The sequence below is a fragment of the Microvirga sp. jy35 genome (genome assembly GCF_056148915.1).
Window position 1 is genome coordinate 33433 of record NZ_JBWBEW010000028.1, and the last position, 20041, is coordinate 53473.

Annotated in this window: 17 protein-coding genes; 15 read left to right on the forward strand and 2 right to left on the reverse strand. The window is 57.1% G+C overall.

The window, feature by feature from the left end:
• The first annotated feature begins 168 nt into the window (after nucleotides 1-168).
• The 4 genes from AC0QTX_RS18705 (at nucleotide 169) to AC0QTX_RS18720 (ending at nucleotide 4382) form a co-directional block, all read left to right on the forward strand.
• Nucleotides 169-699, forward strand: coding sequence for a transposase (locus AC0QTX_RS18705; RefSeq protein WP_474605324.1), 531 nt, complete (start codon nucleotides 169-171; stop codon nucleotides 697-699).
• Between the two features lie 260 nt (nucleotides 700-959).
• Complete coding sequence (locus AC0QTX_RS18710; protein ID WP_474605325.1) at nucleotides 960-2120, forward strand: MFS transporter; 1161 nt, start codon at nucleotides 960-962, stop codon at nucleotides 2118-2120.
• Between the two features lie 399 nt (nucleotides 2121-2519).
• Nucleotides 2520-3071, forward strand: a complete 552-nt coding sequence (locus AC0QTX_RS18715; protein WP_474605326.1) for a recombinase family protein — start codon at nucleotides 2520-2522, stop codon at nucleotides 3069-3071.
• A 600-nt stretch (nucleotides 3072-3671) separates the two neighbouring features.
• Nucleotides 3672-4382, forward strand: coding sequence for a hypothetical protein (locus tag AC0QTX_RS18720; RefSeq protein WP_474605327.1), 711 nt, complete (start codon nucleotides 3672-3674; stop codon nucleotides 4380-4382).
• 40 nt (nucleotides 4383-4422) lie between these two features.
• On the opposite strand, the gene AC0QTX_RS18725 is transcribed toward AC0QTX_RS18720, so the two are convergent.
• On the reverse strand, nucleotides 4423-5571 hold the full coding sequence (locus AC0QTX_RS18725) for a competence protein CoiA (protein WP_474605328.1): 1149 nt from the start codon (nucleotides 5569-5571) through the stop codon (nucleotides 4423-4425).
• 105 nt (nucleotides 5572-5676) lie between these two features.
• On the opposite strand from AC0QTX_RS18725, the gene AC0QTX_RS18730 reads away from it, so the two are divergent.
• The 4 genes from AC0QTX_RS18730 (at nucleotide 5677) to AC0QTX_RS18745 (ending at nucleotide 8216) form a co-directional block, all read left to right on the forward strand.
• Complete coding sequence (locus AC0QTX_RS18730) at nucleotides 5677-6435, forward strand: hypothetical protein (protein ID WP_474605329.1); 759 nt, start codon at nucleotides 5677-5679, stop codon at nucleotides 6433-6435.
• Nucleotides 6436-6632: 197 nt separating this feature from the next.
• Nucleotides 6633-7340: a DUF4747 family protein gene (locus tag AC0QTX_RS18735; protein WP_474605330.1), complete on the forward strand. Its 708-nt coding sequence runs from the start codon at nucleotides 6633-6635 to the stop codon at nucleotides 7338-7340.
• The gene (locus AC0QTX_RS18740) at nucleotides 7331-7543 is read left to right on the forward strand and encodes a DUF4747 family protein (RefSeq protein WP_474605331.1); all 213 of its coding nucleotides are present in this window, start codon (nucleotides 7331-7333) and stop codon (nucleotides 7541-7543) included. The genes AC0QTX_RS18735 and AC0QTX_RS18740 overlap by 10 nt, the downstream gene beginning before the upstream one ends.
• A 7-nt stretch (nucleotides 7544-7550) precedes the next feature.
• Entirely contained in the window at nucleotides 7551-8216 is a 666-nt protein-coding gene (locus AC0QTX_RS18745) for a hypothetical protein (protein ID WP_474605332.1), read from the forward strand.
• A gap of 140 nt (nucleotides 8217-8356) precedes the next feature.
• Here AC0QTX_RS18745 and AC0QTX_RS18750 read toward each other — a convergent pair whose 3' ends face one another.
• Entirely contained in the window at nucleotides 8357-9532 is a 1176-nt protein-coding gene (locus AC0QTX_RS18750; RefSeq protein ID WP_474605333.1) for a hypothetical protein, read from the reverse strand.
• 1050 nt (nucleotides 9533-10582) lie between these two features.
• Here AC0QTX_RS18750 and AC0QTX_RS18755 point away from each other — a divergent pair.
• The 7 genes from AC0QTX_RS18755 (at nucleotide 10583) to AC0QTX_RS18785 (ending at nucleotide 20040) form a co-directional block, all read left to right on the forward strand.
• Entirely contained in the window at nucleotides 10583-12427 is a 1845-nt protein-coding gene (locus AC0QTX_RS18755) for a PHA/PHB synthase family protein (protein WP_474605334.1), read from the forward strand.
• 310 nt (nucleotides 12428-12737) lie between these two features.
• Nucleotides 12738-13835 carry a phasin family protein gene (locus AC0QTX_RS18760; RefSeq protein WP_474605335.1) on the forward strand — a complete coding sequence of 366 codons (1098 nt, stop codon included), beginning with the start codon at nucleotides 12738-12740 and terminating at the stop codon, nucleotides 13833-13835.
• 121 nt (nucleotides 13836-13956) lie between these two features.
• Entirely contained in the window at nucleotides 13957-14196 is a 240-nt protein-coding gene (locus AC0QTX_RS18765; RefSeq protein ID WP_474605336.1) for a DUF6489 family protein, read from the forward strand.
• Nucleotides 14197-15673: 1477 nt separating this feature from the next.
• Nucleotides 15674-16669: a Bug family tripartite tricarboxylate transporter substrate binding protein gene (locus AC0QTX_RS18770; protein WP_474605337.1), complete on the forward strand. Its 996-nt coding sequence runs from the start codon at nucleotides 15674-15676 to the stop codon at nucleotides 16667-16669.
• Between the two features lie 19 nt (nucleotides 16670-16688).
• Nucleotides 16689-17777, forward strand: coding sequence for an Ldh family oxidoreductase (locus tag AC0QTX_RS18775; RefSeq protein ID WP_474605338.1), 1089 nt, complete (start codon nucleotides 16689-16691; stop codon nucleotides 17775-17777).
• A gap of 5 nt (nucleotides 17778-17782) precedes the next feature.
• Nucleotides 17783-18610 carry a sugar phosphate isomerase/epimerase family protein gene (locus AC0QTX_RS18780; protein WP_474605339.1) on the forward strand — a complete coding sequence of 276 codons (828 nt, stop codon included), beginning with the start codon at nucleotides 17783-17785 and terminating at the stop codon, nucleotides 18608-18610.
• Nucleotides 18607-20040: a hypothetical protein gene (locus tag AC0QTX_RS18785; protein ID WP_474605340.1), complete on the forward strand. Its 1434-nt coding sequence runs from the start codon at nucleotides 18607-18609 to the stop codon at nucleotides 20038-20040. The genes AC0QTX_RS18780 and AC0QTX_RS18785 overlap by 4 nt, the downstream gene beginning before the upstream one ends.
• Nucleotide 20041 lies beyond the last annotated feature (1 nt).

Genomic DNA, 20041 nt, shown 5'->3' on the forward strand with positions numbered 1-20041 from the left:
TCCGACGTGCTACAATAGCCGGAGCCTTTCCAGGGAGGTCGGGTAATGGACCCTGTCGATCCGCAGGCCTCAACTGAGACGGTTCAATCGTCCTGTTCCCGCTCAAACCCATCACGGCTAAAGCGCGTTCGGCTGGTGCACGTTGATCGCCGGCAGCTGTGCTGGACCATGCTCGATGTCGAACGGCTGGTCGACGAGGACCATCCTGTTCGGGCGATCTGGGAACTGGTGGGCCAGCTTGATCTGTCAGCCTTTGTAGACCGGATCGGTTCGCTTGAAGGTGGAGCCGGGCGGCCTGCCTACGATCCGCGGCTTTTGGTGAGCTTATGGATCTACGCCTACAGCCGCGGCATTGGCTCGGCGCGAGAGGTGGAGCGTCGCTGCGAGCACGATCCGGGCTTTCGCTGGCTGACGGGGCTGCTCATCATCAATCACCATACTCTGTCCGACTTTCGTCTGGCCCACCATGACGCGTTGGACGGGGTGTTCACGCAGGTGCTCGGGATCTTGAGTGCGGAGGGGCTGATTGCCCTGCAGACCGTCATGCATGACGGCACGAAGATCACCGCGCAGGCAGGACCGAGCTCTGTGGTTGCGGCTTCGTCGATAGTCCGCAAAGCTCTGCGGGCCGATCAGCCCTCCCCCGTACTGGCGCGCACGTCATCCCGTCGTCGGCCAGGACGATCTGACCGGGTATAGACCCGGCGCGCGAAAGGTTGACTGCAATCTAGCGTGGGCCTGGGCCGATCCAGTGCAGTTCGTTGCGCATTCGGCGCAGGGTCCTCCGTGCTGAAGTACTTCGTGTACGGACTCGCCAGCTTCGATCTCTTGCACCGCCGGGTGCTCCTAGCAGCGTAATCCACGCAAAGTGTGGAGTGCCGCGCAGTCGGAGGAAGGGCAACCCCACCATGCTCAGCCGGACTGGACAGCCGCCGCCGCGCATGTAACGGCTCAGACCCATGTTGTTGTTCATCCTCTCCCTGTGTGGGTTCTCGGGTGCACTTGCGACCCGGCTCCTCGACCCGCTCATCACAACCATCGCCTCGGATTTCGCCACGTCAGTGGGCGTCGTGGCTATCCTGTCCTCGGCATTTGCGCTGCCCTTCGGTCTCAGCCAGCCGTTTCTCGGCCCAACAGGGGACGCATTCGGCAAGGCTTTGGTGGTCAAGGTGGCCGTGGCGAGCCTGGCCCTGTGCCTCCTCGCTTCCGCCCTGGCGCCCGACCTGACGGTGCTGTTCATCACCCGGGTTCTCGGTGGCATAGCGGCGGGTGGGATCATGCCGGTGTGTATGGCGATGATCGGGGACAGCTTCCCGCTTGCTGTCCGGCAGGTGGCGATGAGCCGCTACATTGGAGCGACGCTGATTGGGCAGATCGTTGGTGTCAGTGTTGGGGGAATGATCGCCGAATGGATCGGCTGGCGCGGCGTTTTCGGGTGTGCCGCCGTTCTGACCGCGATCGCCGCTGGAGCGGCAATGATGCTGCTGCCCAAGCCGAATGGTCGAAGGGCAGCGCCGCCGAGCCTTGCGGAAGCCGTTGACCGGTATCGCATGGTCCTGCGTAACCCTCGATCCTTCGTGTGCTTTTCGATCGTCTTTCTGGAAGGACTCGCGATCTATGGCATCATGCCTTTTATTGGTGAACTTCTGCGCTCGCGCGGAGCCGGTGGATTGCGAGAGGCTGGATTTGTGATCGGCGGCCTTGGGATCGGCGGCCTTCTGTATGCCTTTGCTGTGCCCCTCATCCTGAGGTTCGCGAAGCGGCCTGCGATGATGGTCGCCGGCGGTAGCATTGCCGCCGTGGCGCTGGCGACCGTCGGACTGGACGTGAGCTGGGCCACGCAGATGGCGTCGATGGCGGTGCTCGGGTTCGGCTTCTTCCTGCTGCACAATTCAGTGCAGACCGAGGTTACGGAACTGGCGCCCAGCGCGAGGGCATCGGCATTCTCCCTGCACGCCTTCAGCTTCTTCATGGGACAAGCGATCGGACCGATAGCGTATGGGGCAGCGCTGCCGATCCTCGGGGCGGCAGCAAGTTCCACCGGAGGCGCTGTGATCCTAGCCGTTACGGGTATGGCAGCCAGCAAGCTCCTCGGATCTCCTCTGGGCCGTCCGACTTAGGAGGGACCAGGGTGCCGAAGCTTTCCCAGGCCCGAAAGTCAATGCTACGCGCGAGCCCGAAGGGTGACCGGGCCACCGGCCACCAGCCAAACTCCGATGTTGTCATGGTGGCAATTGCGTCTCGCCTGCTCGCGGAGCAGTTCTCTAACTTAAAAAGCGGGTACAGCAATCATAACTCGCTTTAGCCCGCAGTGGGTCAGGTACAGCCTTTAAGCGTGGCCGTGTGAACGTCCGCTTTGAACTAGGAAGCTGTCCTACTCTGCAGGGCTATCGTTCCATTGGACCTTGCCCATTCAGAACGTTCCACGGCCACAGCACGATCGTTCCAAATGAGTTCACATTGACCAATGGAACGGTCAAGCTTAGCATGTCAAAGAGTTCAATGGAACGGAGGCGGCTGTGCTGGTAGGTTACGCGAGAACAAACACCTTGGAGCAAGAGGCTGGATTAGAAGCGCAGATCCGAGATCTCAAGGAGCTAGGATGCGAGAAGATCTTCCAAGAACAGACAAGCTCCATCGGACCCCGCAAGGCTCTTGAGGCTGCCATGGAGTTCTCTAGGGTGGGCGACACTCTGGTAGTTACAAAGCTTGATCGTCTAGCCCGTAGCGTCATCCACCTTGGCTCAATCCTCCAAACACTTGAGGCCAAGAGAATTGCCCTCCGCATCATCAGTCTGGGCGTGGACACCGCGACCCCTACCGGCAAGCTACTCCTAACGGTAATGGGCGGCATCGCTCAGTTTGAGCGCGAGATGATGCTTGAGCGGCAGCGGGAGGGCATTGCCAAGGCAAAGAAGGAAGGGAAGTACAAGGGTAGGAAGCCAACAGTTCGCGAGAAGGCTGATCAGATCAAAGCTTTACACGCAGAAGGATTGAGCATGGGACAGATCGCCAGTCGCCTTGGCATTGGCAAAGGCTCAGTCCACCGTTTGCTGAATCCTGTTTCTTAGGCTTCCCGGCTTTGTGTTGGTGCAATGAGCAGCCCACATTACCTAGCGAAAACAGGCTGACATTCGGAGGCAACAATGGCTGATGAGAGTATCCCAGAACGGAAACGCTCCCGACGGTGGCGCTCACGTTTTCGGAAGCGAGGCGGCCGGTCAACGGAAGCAAACATCGGCGATCGTATCGATTGGAAAGCGCCGTTCCTGGACGTAGTCCTCGCCGTCGAACTTCCATTTTGGGTGATGGTCAACAATTGCACTGTGAAGGTAGAGTGTGAAGGGTGCGAGTTCCCGATCGAAATCCGTGATGATCTTTTCGAACTCCACGTTGGTGAATATCGCGACTCTAGGGAAACTGTCGTTTATCAAGGACCTTTGAAGGATCCTCATACGCTTCCTAACCATGTTCAGAAACTTCTTAGCACGAACCAGGAGCTCAGCTCTCTGTGGCGAAAGTGTAAGACCGTTCTAAGAATCCATACCCGGTGCAATGAACACGTTTGGAACTCAGCAGGTATAGAACCATCATCTACTTACAACTTGTACCTTGCGGCTCTATGCGGAGCACACCTCGCTGTTGTGAACCACCTTCTGCGAAGGTACAGGATGGCAACTTATGACTATTTTCCCTTTGAAGTTGCGCCGTGGGACGTACCTCGCTGGTTGATAGAGCGTGGTGGCGAGTGTGTACCCTGCTTGCTCGTGCCCTACCGTCATTGGGATATGAAACCACTAATGCATTTCGCAAAAGGTTCCGAACCAACGCTGTACAAGTTGATTTCTGGCACAGATTTGCAAGCACAAATCTCTGCCGTCCCGACATCAGGCGAGTTAGAACTCCTAGACGCTATGAATCTTATGGAGCGTGGCGATTATTCAGGTGCGGTAAGAAGAATCACTACGGCCATAGAGGTCGTTCTTGAAGCCGCTGTTTTTAGATTAATTGAGGCAGCTGAAGGAGCGGAAGCTGCGAGAAGCTATTTGAAGAAAGCGAACTTTCCATCTCGCTTGGAAAGGTACGGCACAATCAGTGGTCGTCCTATCGATGATCGGCTTAAAGCTGAACTAACTGAGACCCGCCGGCTCCGGCATCGCATTGTCCACGAAGGCTTCAGGATCCATCTCTCTGACCGGGGCCGCGCACAGAGGTCTGTTGATACAGGAAGATGGATATTCAATTGGATCGAAGATAATCAAGAGCGTCACAAAGTGAGAGAGCATCGGATCGGATTGCGATCTATCGGCCGTGACATTGCATCCTCCATCTTCTCGGCAAAGATCACACCTGATGGCGCGACGGTGGAACAGCTTCCTTGAATTCCCCGGCATCGCTGGATAGCAGCCGTCGGATCTACAATTAGCAAGTTGACCTGTGCGCCTCATCTCCAGGCGATGTTGGCATTATCCACCAGCCAGGGAGATGACCTGTCGCCTTCCTCAGTCTGTTAGGCTCATCCCCTATCAACCATTCAAGGCTGCGCTGCATGGCATTACGCCATGGGTCTGTGAGCTGAGTCTTAAAACTGTAGATCTCCTCCTGCTTATCCCAAACTTCACCTCCGTAGGATTCACCGAATAGGCGGTCGCACCGAACACACCCGTTGCTCAAGTAGGACCGCTCCTGTGACTTGCTGAAACGGATCTTGATCTTGCCAACCCCAAGGCTGATTGGGAGCTGCTCAAGGAGTTGCTGAAGCACTTCGGGATGTTCCCCAAGGATAGATAGCGGGAGATAGTACTCCTCTCCGTTGAACACGATATTGATATTGGTGAGAATGCGTGAGGGTGCACGGCAGGACGGGTGCCAGCAGTCCAAGAGACCGCCTCGCACAGAAACGGTCGCCTCGCCACTAGGACCAAACCGCAAGCGCTTGCTGAATGCGGCATCCAATAGCTGTCTGATAGGAACTGACTGGTGCCACCGGTTTGGGTGCTCACGATCCCGGCTATTCATATGAGCATGGTACGGAATGAGCGCCGAAAATCCCTGCTCCAAGCTCCCCCCAATGCACACAGCGGGAAGATCCCTTGTTACCGGAAATCCAGGTTGACGCAGTAGCCAAAGACCACGTACGCCCGATTGGGCATATCGCTCCTGCCTCTCCAATGTCTCCACGTCTGTTTGACTGGACCATTGGACTTCTATCGCTACCTTGTGGCCTCCTCTTTGCGCAAAAACGTCAGCTCTCCAGACTTCACCAGTCGGAGTGGCGCCAGCTACTTCGGTTTCGGCTGTCCAGCCGTTGGATCGGGCTGCGAGAACTGCCATCACCTTTAGGTAGAGGTGCTCCTCGGTCTCTATGGCCGCCGTGCATGTTCCTAGTGCCTTATGGGCGAAGAAATGTGTGCCGAGCCGTGACCGCTTGAGCGTTACCTGCGAATGGCAACACGGCATTCTGAGGTGTCGCCTTCTCCGATTTTCACGCTCAAGAGCCTCCCACTCATCATTGCCCAAATCGAAAGCGTGAATACTTCCGCCATCTGGATCAACGCACCGTAGAGGCATCTTCAGCTCACTTAGCCATTCAGGACTTCAAGTTCTCTTTAGAACCGTACATAAAGAGGATAAAGGTATGCAACCTTTTCTAAGCAGAGAGCGGGGGCACTCCAAATGAACACTGACGGATGGAACGTATCAGATTGGGAGAGAGCAAGAGCAAGCTACGCCTATCCACCAGCCTATTTGTGTCGGACATCAGAAGGGGCGGCACCTTCACTAACGTTTGGCAGTCTCGCCTTTACTGAAGATCACTCTCTTATTGCGTCTGGGGGTAGAGATACTCTTGATCAGATCCACTCCGCACTTCTGTGGTCAGATAATTCGGCGGATATAATCCATGGTGTATTGTCAGTCGTTTATTGGGGCAACTACGCCAGTGCCGATCCAGAGCGGCCACCAAATCCATTCGCCCTTGCGCGAACAAGATGGATGGTAGAGGGCAGAGTTGGGAAAGCGAAACCTTCTCTCACCAAATTGGAAGCTGCCTTGCGAGAGGGACGCGACTACCTGAAGTCTGATCGGTTGGATGCCGCTCTCAAAGCGATCATGAATATCGACAACCTTGGAATGTCGTTCGCTTCGAAAGTCCTAATGTTCCTCAATCCTTGCCAAGCAGTTGTTTACGACAAGAGGATTGCTGAGAAAATCTCGCGCTTTGCCCAGACTAGCGGCAACTGGGGGTTCGCAGTGGCAAGGATCAGCGGCTCCTATACAAGGCCGAAAGGAACCGCGTACGCAGGATGGTGCAGATATTGCCTTGAGAAGGCAGAGGAGCTGAATGCGGCAGGATCAACCTTGAACTCTCCCACCGGTTCGAAGCTCCCTTGGAAAGCGGTTGATGTAGAGCGCTCCATCTTTGCTTTGTTATAACAATGGTAGCAACTTGTACCACTCTGGCAACCTGCCACGGCACTGCGCGGCCATCACTTAACCTCACGTCGCACGAGTTACCATCCTACATTCAATTTCGAATTTTCCACTTGCTGAAGGTCGGAATTGCGCAGAAGGCTTAGCGGCTGCATAAAGCTTTTTAATCCTATAAATAAGGGCAGCTTTTGGGGGCTATTTTGTTACGCGAAAGATATATCACAGTCGGCGCGATCAATGTTGTCACGCATCCTCACAGCCAAGTTGGATACGCTCGGCTACTCTCTGACGCCTTCGCTCTGAAGCTTACGGTGGCTGCTTATGGTGAACAGCGAATGCTGATGAGCCATATCGACCACAGCCGTCAGGAGAAAGGACTTATCCTTGGAACCATCGCGCGTTTCACTGAGATTTCGCCTGATCTTCCTTGGTTCAATTCCGACAAGATGAACGTTGCCGACGAAGATGAAGTTAAGACGATCAATATTCCAGAAAGTTTGAAGCCGAATTATGTAGCATTTCATTTCTGCTTCGACCTCAAGAGCCATACACTCGTGTTCGAACAGAAGTCTGGGAAGCTCATCGTAAGTCCACGCGTTATGAGCCGTTACATAGACAGGTTAATGTCTGATCCACGACTGGTGAAGAAGTATGGACCTGTCGAAACTACGCTGATTTCGGACAGAGCAGCACTTCCAGAGATCATTAATATTCCAAGACTCCGTCAACTACGGATATTTATCCAACGTCCTAACCCCGATGATTGGGGTGATTACGATAGCTTCTTGGAAGAGCATCTCAAGGAGCAGGCAGCCACTAGTCTAGAAGTGACGTACAAGACTGATCGCAACGAAGCACTCAGACCCAACGAAGCCACATTGCGTCCAACGAAGCCACATTGCGTATAGCAGGATCGGCCACCCGGAACGGCAAGGTAGAGGCGGAAGGTTATGATGCGAACGGTGTCCGTATAACACGTTCTACAGACGAGCATCCCCTTCTTACAACATATGCCTTTGAGGGAGACGGGAACCCTAGCCAGGCAGTGTTTATAAGTGCGGCACATGAACTTTTGGACCGTGCAAACCGCCCTAGACAAAAGCGAGGCTGAAGCATCCATGAAGAAGATGGTCGCCCGTTATAGGGATGTGTTCGGTGTTCTGAATGCCTATCGGCTTGCTTATGGGGGCGTTGGTGAGGTCTTCCGATCTCCCTACTTTCACCTTGCCATCCTGCTGACTGGCATGACCTGGTCGGTCTGGAGCAGTCCCGGCTGGTGGGATCAGCCGATTGCTGTTTTGCCTAACTTGATTGGCTTCACATTGGGTGGATACGCCATGCTCATGGCGTTCGGAGACGACAACTTCAAAAAGATGCTGACCGGGATCGGCAATGGCACGAAGGTCAGCGCCTTCATGGCGATCAGCGCCACTTTCGTTCACTTCATCGTAATTCAGATAGCGGCGCTACTAGTTGGGATCGTTGCCAGAGCACGTATCCTCTCTTCTGCTCCTTCGGGATTACGTGAATACATCAACGCTGTCCTTCCGGAACAATCCCTGACCCGTGAGATATTCGTCACTGTGTGCTGGGGACTGGGATACTGTCTATTCCTCTATGCTATTGCTTTGACCTTAGCCGCAACTCTTGGAATCTTCCGAGTGTCTCGCTGGTTTGAACAAACAGCACAGGCAGAGAAACGTCGCTCAGCAAACTCGAATACCGTGCCAGTGCAACATCAATCCAACGCATCTGACACAATCCACACTCCGCCATCTCGGTAGCTAACTCATTCATAGACAATGTCATCGTAATGAATTCTTCAGACCAGAGTGCAATTGATCCCTGTAAACAGCCTCAATGAATCTAAGCCATTGCTTTCATAGAAGACTAATTGGACCCTGACTCCGCTGTTAAGGGAGGTTCAAACGTCCTCGATTTCACATGACTCCGAAAAAGAATCGAGAAATTCCGGCTTCAAAAACTGAAGGAAGCCCTTTGCTGCGCTGAGTTGCCTTCTGAGTTCCTCGAAAGAGATGTATCTGCACATCTCCGACATGGGAGGTGATAGCCTCGCGAAGGTCGGTCGGTTGACCTCAGCCAGCACCTTATTGCGCCTTTCATCGGGAGCAACGATGTACAAGGGGATGTTGAGGTTAGGCTGCATTGTAATGAGATCAGACATTCGGAGAAGACCGGAAAAGATGGATGTGGTGCTCTCGATCTCAAAGGCTGCTTGGATCGAATTTCCTTTCAGCCAAATCACATCAATCAACTCAATCGTCTTCGTAGTCGCCTCATCGAACTGGAGAGGAAGTGACTGTTTGAGTTTTGGTAATGAAGTGAACGCATACCCATTGTACACCTTGCCCTTGTCGTTCTTCGCAACCCAGACATCCAAGCCCATGTCGTTTCCGAGCTTCAGCAGAAGCCATTGAATCTCAGTGTGAGCGCTGGCTTCTTTCGGCTCTACGGAAGTTGCGGCTTCACCAACATCCTGCTCCGCTGTAGCCGGAGGGGCAACAGACTTAGACTCCTTGTACGGAGCTTCAGCGTCCTTAAACTCTTCGTCGTCAGGGACGGTGACGGCTCCAAGCTTGGACATTTTGAGAATTGGCGGCACCTTTCTGAGCTTGGATGCATCGAAAGGCCTTTCAACCGGGTGAGCCATTGCATCCTGCACGGCTTTGGCTACGGCCTCTCCATCTGCCACACTCCACCGGTAAGGGGACCCTCGAAAGCGGCTAGTCCACGCATGAGGGCTCTTCAAGTTTTGGAAGATCGAGAGCCTATCCCGCATATCAACCACTGGGATACCATGGAGCGGGTCCAGCTGTGCTATTAATTTGACAGGAACTCGGACCGGGAAATCCGCAACGCTCCAAATTGGCGAACTGTCTTTGAAGGCTGGTCCTGTCACTTCTAGTAGTCCAATCCAGCGCGACACTCCGGTGAGATAGCAGAGCAAAATGTCTCCCGGTTTCATGCTCTGCGCCGTCTTCCATCGGTTCTCACGGAAGCCAGAGATTGTGGCACCAGCGGCCAGAAACTCCCCCCATGTTTCATGGGTGAATAGGTCCAGCCAGTAAGTAGGTTGCATATTGTAGGACTCAGAAGTGGATTGGGACCAGAGCCTCATTGCTCCCAAAGATGCCCTTACAGTCAAGCTACGAAGGAGATCATGCCTGTTCGTATGTTCTATGAGCCTGCGCAAGGCGCATTGTCGGCATCGACAATGAGGCTCAAAGGGCATCATTTCAGGTAGCAAATCACTTAATATCGCTATCAAGGACATGCGGCGCGGTCAGCAACCTCATATCAAGGCTGTTCAACTGTCGCTAATCAGTGTCGCTAATGTCGCTAAACACTCACCTAAGGCTCTGATTATAATAGGTGGTGGGCCTGGCAGGACTCGAACCCATAACCAGACTCGTTGGAGCAGTCTGCTCAAACCATCCAGCTACGGGCTAGGCGGAATTAGGAAACGAAGGAGCCCTGCTGGGCATTCCCTGGAGGGGGGTTGGACGAATCCTGAGGAGCTTGGCTCCGACCACCTAAAAAGCGGTTGCACGGTTGCAGATGAATAAAGAGGGAGTACGCCCCCTCGGGCTCCACAGAAACGGGATGACACAGCGTCGTTGGATCGAAGCTCTGCCGCAGCACGGTTGGCAGCTATAGGGGTGCTAGGCTGCTCGAAGCTTTTCTCAACGTGCCGGTAAGTTATTGAGAGGATTGGTGAGCACGCTGGGGTTCGAACCCAGCACTCATTGATCGAAAGCCAAAGGGGCTCGATCCTCTGCATCGCCTTCTCGACAATAGCGCTTCTCGGCCAGTTCACGCTCATTGCTAGGTAGTGTCATGCGAGTATCCAGGTGTCCCTGTTTCTCATCATCACGATTTCCGGTGCCGTTTGAACTCGTTCCGCGGCTCATCCGTTTTCGCCTAGTTCACCCTACCAAACCTCGCTAGCAGAACAGTCAGCATCTTCTAGATGCTAATCCGAAGCAGAGATTTGCCTGAGAGCACCATCCATAAAATCTCGGAGGAACCTATGACGGGTCAGGATAACGAGAAAATCCAAGCTCAAACGGATGGGAACATGCCTGGGCCTGATGTGATGCTGAGACTCTGGGCCTCATGGATGGACCAGATGTCCGCTCCAGCAAAGGCCTTGGCTGATCCAGGCACGGCGTGGTGGCAGATGACGGCGGGCAACCCCACTTTAAGCCTGATCAACGGAGGCATCGATCAGCTCCAGAGCAGCCTGTCACAGGATCCCACACTCCGCGCCATCGACCAGATGTGGAACGCCAATCCTCTGCGAGAGGTGGTGCCCGTGGATTGGGCCGAGATCGCCCAGGCTTTGCGCATCGTCTGGCTGCGCTCGCTGCGAAAGCCCAGCGCAGCTCTGGCTGTAGCGGATCTCAATCAGGATCTGTGGCGCTCCGCCGTCGACGCGTGGCAGGAGGCCGGACAGCGCTGGCTCGGCATGGCAGGTGCGGCGCCGGCGAATGGATCATCATCTGCCGCAACAGACAAGCGCTTCGCTGCTCCCGAGTGGCACGCTAATCCTGTCTATCGCACGCTTCAGCAGATCTACCTGCTCGCGTCCGACTGGCTCCTGCAACAGGGTGATGTGGAGGACATGGACGAGGCCGAGCAGCAGCGCATCAACTTCCATCTGCGGCAGTTCGTGGACGCCATGAGCCCCGCTCTGATTCTGTTGTCGAACCCTGTTGCTCTGCGAAAGGCTATCGAGACCGGGGGGGCCAGTATTGCAGCCGGGGCCGCCAACCTAGCCGCCGATCTCCAGGCCGGGCGGCTCAGCATGGTCGACACGGGAGCGTTCGCGCCAGGCAGGAACCTCGCTCTTACCCCAGGCAAGGTGGTCCACCGCAATCGCCTGATGGAGCTGATCCAGTATACACCCACAACCAAGAAGGCTCACAAGACACCACTGCTGATCCTGCCGCCCTGGATCAACAAGTACTACATCCTCGACATGCAGCCGAAGAACAGCCTGGTACGTTACTTGGTTGAGCAAGGGTTCACGGTCTTCCTGATCTCCTGGAAAAACCCGGACATGTCCATGGATGAGATCGGTATCGAGGACTACATGGACCTCGGTCCGCTCGAAGCCAGCGACGTGGTCCGGGAGATCACCGGCAGTCCCACGCTGAACGCCATGGGCTACTGCATCGGCGGGACGCTGTTGACGATGACCTTGGCTGTCCTTGCCGCCAAGGGTGACAAGCGGTTCAACTCGGCCAGCTTCATGGTCTCCCTGCAGGACTTCTCGCGGGTAGGCGACACAGCCGTCTTCATGGACGAGCCAGGGGTCGACCTGATTGAGCAGCAGATGATGGAGCGCGGCTATCTCGACAGCCGTGAGATGTCCAACATGTTCAACCTGCTGCGGTCGAATGATCTGATCTGGGCCAATGTAGTCAACAACTACCTGATGGGCAGCAAGCCGCCGGCTTTTGACCTGCTGTACTGGAACAGCGACGGCACCCGGATGGCCCGCGCTGCCCACAGCTGGTACCTGCGCAACACCTATGTTGAGAACAACCTGATCGAGCCGGGCAAGATCACGCTCAGGGGCGAGGCGCTTGATCTCAGCCGCATTCGCCAAGACACCTATGCGGTTGGGGCGGAGAAGGACCACATTGTGCCCTGGGACGCAGCTTGGCGCATCACACAGCTGTTTGGCGGTGAGGTGCGGTTTGTCCGCGCCTCCAGCGGCCATATTGCCGGCATCATCAATCCTCCCGGAGGCAGGGGTGCCTACTGGACCCGAGAGACTGGAGAGGCAGCAGCGAGCAGCCCCGAGCAGTGGCTGCAGAGCGCCAGCCGCCATGAGGGCAGCTGGTGGCCGGACTGGACGGCTTGGCTTTCTACCCGGTCGGGCCGAAAGGGCGCACCGCCACCGATGGGCGGCGGGAAGCATCAACCTCTGCCGGATGCGCCCGGCACTTATGTCATGGAAAAGTAGAGCGGCGGAGGTAAACTCTACAAAGGCATTTACAGTTTATAAGTGACAGAGTTTGATCCATTAGCTCACCAAGCCTACTGTTTGCTGGGCTAAGAAATATTCTGGAACTATTCACTAGAGCATCCGTTGACCTATGCTGCAGTGCAGCATACTATCTTGTTTGCTCTGTTGTGCGAGTTATTCCACAGAGCGCGAGCCGCCGGGCCAAGCGTTGTATTATGCGCCCATCCAATCCAGTTGCCGATGCGATTACCGGCTCAGCGCCGAAACGTGCGCGAGCCCCACGCATTTGCCAATCACGTGAGGGACTATGACAACGATCCGCCAACTGATTCAGACCAGCCCAGCCCGCGCCAACGAGCTCTTCGCCAAGCTCGTTGATACCTCCGAAAACGCCGTGAAGACCCGTGAGAGGCTGTTTGCTGATCTCAAGCAAGAGCTGGAGTTGCTCGCAAGCCTTGAGGAGCAGCACCTGTTTCCAGTGCTGCGCAAGCACAAGGATCTGAAGGACCTCGTGCGTGAGGCTCTCAATGACAACAAGGCAACCCGCAAGCTTCTGACAGAGCTTGATAACACGCCAAAAGAGAGCGAGGAGTTCGCCACACGGGTGGCTGAGCTCAGGCGGGTGTTCCAGCAGCATGTGCGGGATGACAAAAAAGAACTTCTTCCAGCTGTTCTGAAGGCTCTGAGTGATGAGGAAGCGGATGCCGTAGTCGAGCGGATCGAAGCCGGAAAGGCTGAGGTCGAGGAGGCGAAGCGGGCAGAAGCTGAGGAGCGCCGCGCTGAAGCCCGTCACGAGCGCGAAAAGGCTGAGGCCGAACAGGCCAGGATTGAAGCCGCTGAGCGTGCGGAGGCGGAGGAGCGTCGTGCAACAGCCCGCCGGGAGCGCGAGGAAGCCAAGCGTGTGCAGCAGGCAGCTGAGACGGCTGTGAACACCGCCTGGGCGGCTCCGAGGACCGCCCAACAGGCTGCGAAGGCAGCACAGGAGGTGGCACAAAGCGGCCTCAGTACTGTCGGTGAAGTCGCACAGCGCACGACCGATCAGGTCACGGAGGTGATCGGTGCAGCCCGCCAGCGTACGCAGCAGCTAACCGAGCGTGCGACGCAGAACCTTCAGGCGGTCACCCGATCCAGTGCCATCCTCGCTCGAGGTGTCCAGCAGGCTTCAGGCGATTGCCTGGAGATGATCCAAGAAAGGGTACAGAAGAATCTGGATGGCATGAATGCACTGGTTCGCTGTAGGAGTCTGCCGGAATTTCTTGAAGTGCAAAGCTCGCTTTTCCGGGACAATCTGGAGCTGACCGTCACCAACAGCCGCCGGATAGCCGAGCTATCCACCCGAGTTGCCGAGACTGCGGCTCGGACTGCTACGCCTGAGACCAATCCGAGCGCCAGTCGCGCCGCGTAGCCTGGCCTGGATAACCTTAGAGACGCGCCCCTGGTCTAGAGCCGGGGGCGTTTGAATATTCAGGCCTGGTACGACACTAAAGATCGGCTGCCTATCGCTTGATGCTGGAGCAGGATGTCAGATGAAGATTACCATGGACGTTGAGTGTACGCCTGAGGAGGCACGAGCCTTTCTCGGGCTGCCGGATGTGAAGCCAATGCAAGAGCAGCTCATGCGAGAGGTGCAGGACCGCATGACCGCGAACATCCGGGCCATGGAGCCTGAAGCCATGCTGAGAACTTGGCTGCCCGCCACCCTGAAAGGGTTCGAGCAGATGCAGGAGATCTTCATGGCCCAAATGACAGGCACAAAACGGGAGTAGGTGAAGCAAAGTGCTGAACTGTCAACTTTGAGCCTTCATTGCTGAGAAGATCCCGGCTTCACCGGAGCTCGCGTCCGAGGGCGGACCGTCGCTCGACCCGATCCTTGGCAGCAAGATAGTAGGTCCAAACGAGGGCGTTATACCCCGCTCTGATGATCACCACGTCCTAGCTTGGTTCTTGTGCGTCGCACAAATTTATCGCAGGCTGCTTGGCTCGAAAGCGTTTCCGTATGCGCCACTCCCACCTCAACCAGCAGCAATCGCTGAGGAAAGGAAGAACCACATGGGCCAGAGGTTCTGTCCACAGTGTTCCTGCGACGCAGCGTCCGTTCTGAGCTTTGCCACGGATGATCTTAACTTCGCGGCTGCTGTTCAGTGCCACGTCTGCGGCTTCGAACAGCCCACCGACCGTGGCTTTGAGGACGAGCAGACCGCCCGCGAGGCCGCAATCCACGCCTGGTTTGAGGGAACCGAGCCTTTCCCCTCACCCTCTCGTGTGTGACTTCAGCGCTAATCTCCTGTCACCGGGATGCTGATGTGCAGCCCCCACAGCTCGCGCTTGAGAGCCTCTGGGTAACCTGGCGGCAGGTCTGACCCAAACATCTGGCGAACTGCGCCGGGTCTCAGCTCATGACCGATCCTCGCCATTATTAGGCAGAACCGCCCCAGCACGAGGAACCGTTGCACAACAACGAAGGGGGCAGAGCCTCTCCGCTCAAAAACTCAGATGAGCCCTTACCGAAGGTCGTGGTAGCTATACGGTTGCTAGTCTGATCTAGACTTGTCTCAATGTGCCGGTAAGTCATTGAGGACTATGGTGAGCGCGCTGGGATTCGAACCCAGGACCCTCTGATTAAAAGTCAGAGGGTCTGTCCTGCCTCCCATTCGTCGTGCAGCATCTCCCGGAGCCTCCTGACAATATCGGGACATATCACTTATCCAGCTGCCGAAGCGAAATTCCGCCCGACACCTTGAGTTCGTCCTCCTCGTCTTTAAGATCATTGAAGAGGCTGTCCCGCGGAATGACCAGTCCCTCACCGATCCGTGGGAGCTTGGTCAAACTCACGCACGAGATCGAAGATCTAACACCTAATGTGGTCTCAAGGCCGCTCAGTCGAGTCTGAGACCGCCTTAGGGCCCCGATGGTGCCCGCGATCCGCGTGTGTTGATCAGGAAAGCTCCATAGAGAGCGCCGGTCACTCTGCTGCCAGCATCCAGGCCACTCGCTTTCTATGACGCGCGAACTGTCGAAGAAGTAGGGGCTGACCTCCTCATCCTGCAGCTCGCCACCGCCCACCCCTCTGCAGGAATAGAAGGCGATCACAAACCGAGACTACCACCGCGAGATAGATCATTTCGGCCTAGCAGACATAGTCAAAAGGTTTTTGAAACCAGGGCGGATTGGAAAGTAAAGGTGTTCGGGGGCCGCCTGGAGAAGGTAATCCGAACCCGACGCGGATCCTTATGGGAGGAAAACATGACGACTCTGAAACCCACGCGCCGGGGTTTTCTCACCGCCAGCGCCACCATGGCGGGCATTCTTGCTGCTCCGAGTATTCTGCGGGCCCAGAACTGGCCTTCGCGCCCGATCACCATTGTCTGCGGCTTTTCCCCTGGTGGGACGACCGATGCACTCGCGCGTCTGGTTGCCGCCAGCCTGAGCGCACGGCTGGGCCAACCTGTCGTGGTAGAAAACCGCACTGGGGCAGCCGGAGCGATCGGGATGACCGCAGTTGCGCGCGCCCGTCCAGATGGCAATACACTGCTGTTCTCTGCTGTCGGACAACTGACGGTTGTACCACATGTGTCGAGCAATCTTGCGATTGATCCGCGTACGGCTTTCGAGCATATCTCGCTACTGGCCGAGGGCGACTTCATCCTGAACGCCAGCACCGGATCGGGCATCAACAGCATTGAGGAACTGATTACGGCGGCAAAGGCCAAACCGGGCAGCCTTCTTTATGGCACCTCGGGCGCTGGCGGCAATCTGCACCTCTTTACCGAGGCCGTGTTCCAAGCTGCCGGGATTAAGTTGCGCGGGGTCCATTACTCAGGAGGGTCGACCCTGATGCCCGACCTGCTCAACAATCAGGTTCAGGTATCGCTCAACTCCTATCCACTCACAGCACCCTATATCCAGGCTGGTCAGCTGAAGCCGCTGCTCATCGTCGGGCGTCAGCGCAATGCCGACCTTCCCAACGTCCCCACCGGTTCAGAAGTCGGTTATGAAAGCCTGTCATCCTGCGTGGACTGGTTCGGGCTTCACGCCCCCGCAGGAACCCCGCGCGAGATCGTCAATGAGCTGGCCGCCGGCGTCAAAGCGGCTTCGCAGGAACAGACGATGATCGATCGGCTGAAACAAGGTGGTCTGCGTAATATTGCCAGCACTCCCGAAGAGTTCACCGCGCGCATCAAGTCGGACTACGCCCTGTTCGGTCAGATTGCGGAAAGTGCCGGCATGAAAGCCAGCTGACCCCTGAACAGACACCGATATGAACATCTCGATGAGTCAACGCTTTGCTGTGGACGAGCTTCACGGTTTTGCAGTCAAGGCCCTCGCGGCGGCCGGGCTCCTGCCCGGCCATGCCGCGACGGTTGCCGATGCGCTTGTCCAAGCGGACTGCCGCGGCACCGTTTCTCATGGTTTGATCCGGCTACCGTTCCTGATCGGCCGGTTAACTGATGGCGGAGCCAACAAACGGCCTGAGCTGCGCATCATCACCGAGGCACCGGCTATGGCGGTGCTGGATGCGGATGCTGCCCTTGGCCCGATTGCCGCAGCCGAAGGGATGAGGCTGGCCATCGCCAAAGCGCGCGAAGCCGGTGTCGGTGTCACCACGGTCAGGAACAGCGATTTCATCGGCACCTGCGCCCATTCCGCCATGCTGGCACTTGATGCAGGCATGATTGGAATGACCTGGACCAATGGGCATCCGGGCATGGCCCCCTGGGGTGGCCGGGTCAATGGCATTGGCAATAATCCACTGGCCTTCGCCATTCCTGGCGGCAGTGGCGCACCGGTGGTTCTCGATATCGCCATGAGCGTCGTTGCAGGTGGCAAGGTGCGCCATGCGGCCAAGATTGGACGCGAGATTCCCGAAGGCTGGATTGTCGACGCGGAAGGGCGGGACACGCGCCGCCCGGAGGATTTTCCCGCGGGCGGGGCGCTGCTGGCGCTTGGCCACAAGGGGTATGGTCTGGCCGTGGTTGGCGAGGTTTTAGGAGGAATTCTGGCCGGGGCTGCGATCCTTGGCGGCATCCCACAATGGTTCACCGCCACTGACAAACCTGTCGGCAACGGTCACTTCCATATGGCACTGGACCTAACCCGCTTCACCCCTCCAGATCAGTTCGCCCAGCGTATGGACGAGATGCGCGAGATGCTGCGCTGCGTTGCCCGCCGCCCCGGTGTCGAGGAGATCCTTCTGCCGGGGGAAGCCGCCGAGCGGCGCGAGAAAACCCATCGCGCGCAAGGGATCAACATGCCCGAAGCGGTGGTGGCTGATCTGATTCAACTGTCCCGAAAGTTCGGGCTGGAGGCGCCGGAGGCGCTCGGCCCCTCGGTCAACCAGGAGCCATGACGCCCATGCGCAAGACCATCGCCCATCTGACTCTTGGTACCACGCCGGACAAGGCCATTGCCGCTGCGGCAAAGGCCGGCTTCGAAGGTGTTGGCATTCGCATTTGTGGCCGCTTTGTCGGCGACCAGTCATTTCAAAACATCATCGGAGATCAGACCGAGATCAGGCGCCTGTGCCGCTTGTGCGAGGATTCGGGCATTGCGATCTCCAATATCTCGGCCTTTCAGTTTTATCCCGGGCTGACCGAAGACCATCTAAAATCTGTGGTCGAAACCGCTGCCGACCTGCAGGCTGATACGCTGGTCGTCAATATCTTCATGACGGATCGCGCTGAGGCCCTTGCCCTGTTTGCCGCCTATGATGCCCTTGCCACTTCAGCAGGAATGCGCCTTGTGCTCGAGTTCCTGCCCTACAGTGCGATCCGCACTCTTCAGAATGCGCGGCAGTTCATCACCGAAAGCGGGGCAACGTCGGCACGCCTCTTGCTGGATGCGCTGCATCTGGAACGCTCGGGTGGGACCGTTGCTGAAGTGGCCGCCCTTCCCAGTGAGGAGCTCGGCTTCTGGCAAATCTGCGACGCCCGCAAGCGCCCCGAAGGTGTGATCCCCGACGAGGTGCTGATGCAGGAAGCGCGAACCGCGCGCCTGCCTCTCGGCCAGGGGGATTTGCCGCTGGCCGAATTGCTGGCCGCCGTGCCGGCAGAACTGGAAATCGAATATGAAGTCGCTGATGCCAGCATCCGGCACTTACCCGAGGAAGATCGCGCAATTGCCGCCATGATTGATCTGCAACGGTTTCTTGAGACCGTCGCAAGCAACACGGCGGCAAGATGAACAGCACTTCGATCTTAGAGCAGCGGCTGGCTGACCATTGGGTCGATGTGCTGGAACGCTCGGGTGCAGGCTGCGTGGTCATGCCGGCAAGCGGAGTCGCCGAGTCGCTGCGAACAGCCATTGCGCGCCTTGGTAAACGTGGCAAATGCCGTCGTCTCCTGTGCTTGGATGACCGCCACGCGGCTGCCCTTGCCCGGGGCTATGCGGCAGCCACAGGCAAGGTCGCGCTTGCCATTGTCGGTCCCGGGACTGGTGCTCAGATCGCGAAGGATATCCAGCTGGCACTGCGCGATCAGTTACCGCTCGTCATCCTCCTTGTCGACTGCCAGCCCGACATTCCGGACAGCGTCGATATCTACGATTCCAGCGGCGGTGCCGATGCGGTCGAGCTTCTGGCTTATGCCATTGCGCGAGCAAGGTTTCCTGCCATGCGACCGGTCTGCATTCGGATCCGATCGGGTCTTATTGAAGCGCCGGTCCAGCTGCGCCCCCACCACGATAAGATTGAGCGCGCTGTGAGCTTCGCCGCTCATGAAAAATCTGATCCCCTTGCTGATGAGGTCGTGCAGGCGATCGCTGAAGCCGAGCGCACCTTAGTCCTTATCGGGAAGGTCAGCGGGAGTGCGAGCGCGCGCGCAGAGTTGCAGGCCTTCATCACGGCATTAGGGGCGGCTGTCATTATCGACCCGCTTCGGCAGGATGCTGTGCTGCAGACCTTACCCCCGGCGCGACTCCTGCCTGACCTGATCGAAGAGGCCGAATTGATCATCAGTCTCAATTCGACCCGGCTTGCCGAACTTCTGGATATGACCAGGAGTCCCGCTGGGGGAATGATCGTGCATGTCTCGCCGGATCTGCCTGAGCCTGCGCCCAGCGCCAATGGCCATCTCGTGCCAAGCGTGGATATCCATCTGCGCACGAGCCCTGAGCTGGCGGTCTCAAAACTCCTGGCGTTGCTGACAAACGAGGTGACCCTGCCGCACAGCAGCGAAAGCTATCCCCGTCCGGTTGAGATCCGGCGCGATGACGGCACCTTGGACCGTGAGGATGTGACCGAAGCCGGCTGCAAGACCCAGCAGGTCGCCTGTATCAGCCGCGAGACCTTCGTTGCCGCTGCCGCAGGGGCCGCTGCCGCAATTGCGGATGCCGGCCGTACGCCAATCCTGCGGCTGAGTACCGCTGACGTGGTCCCAGAGATTACCGTCCTGTGGACTCTGCAGGAGGCAGGCATCATCACGGTGATACAGCTTGATATGGCATATCCCGTCGCGGACGGCCTGAACATCGCGACCTTGATCCAAAGCTTCGGGCTCAAGGTGCAGTACCCGGAGGACGACCCCAGTCCGTTCAAACATGGCCCGGTGGTGCAGATTGCGAACAGGGAACACTCCGTGTCGAAAAATAAAGAGCCTCACCCAGGGGGGAATTGAG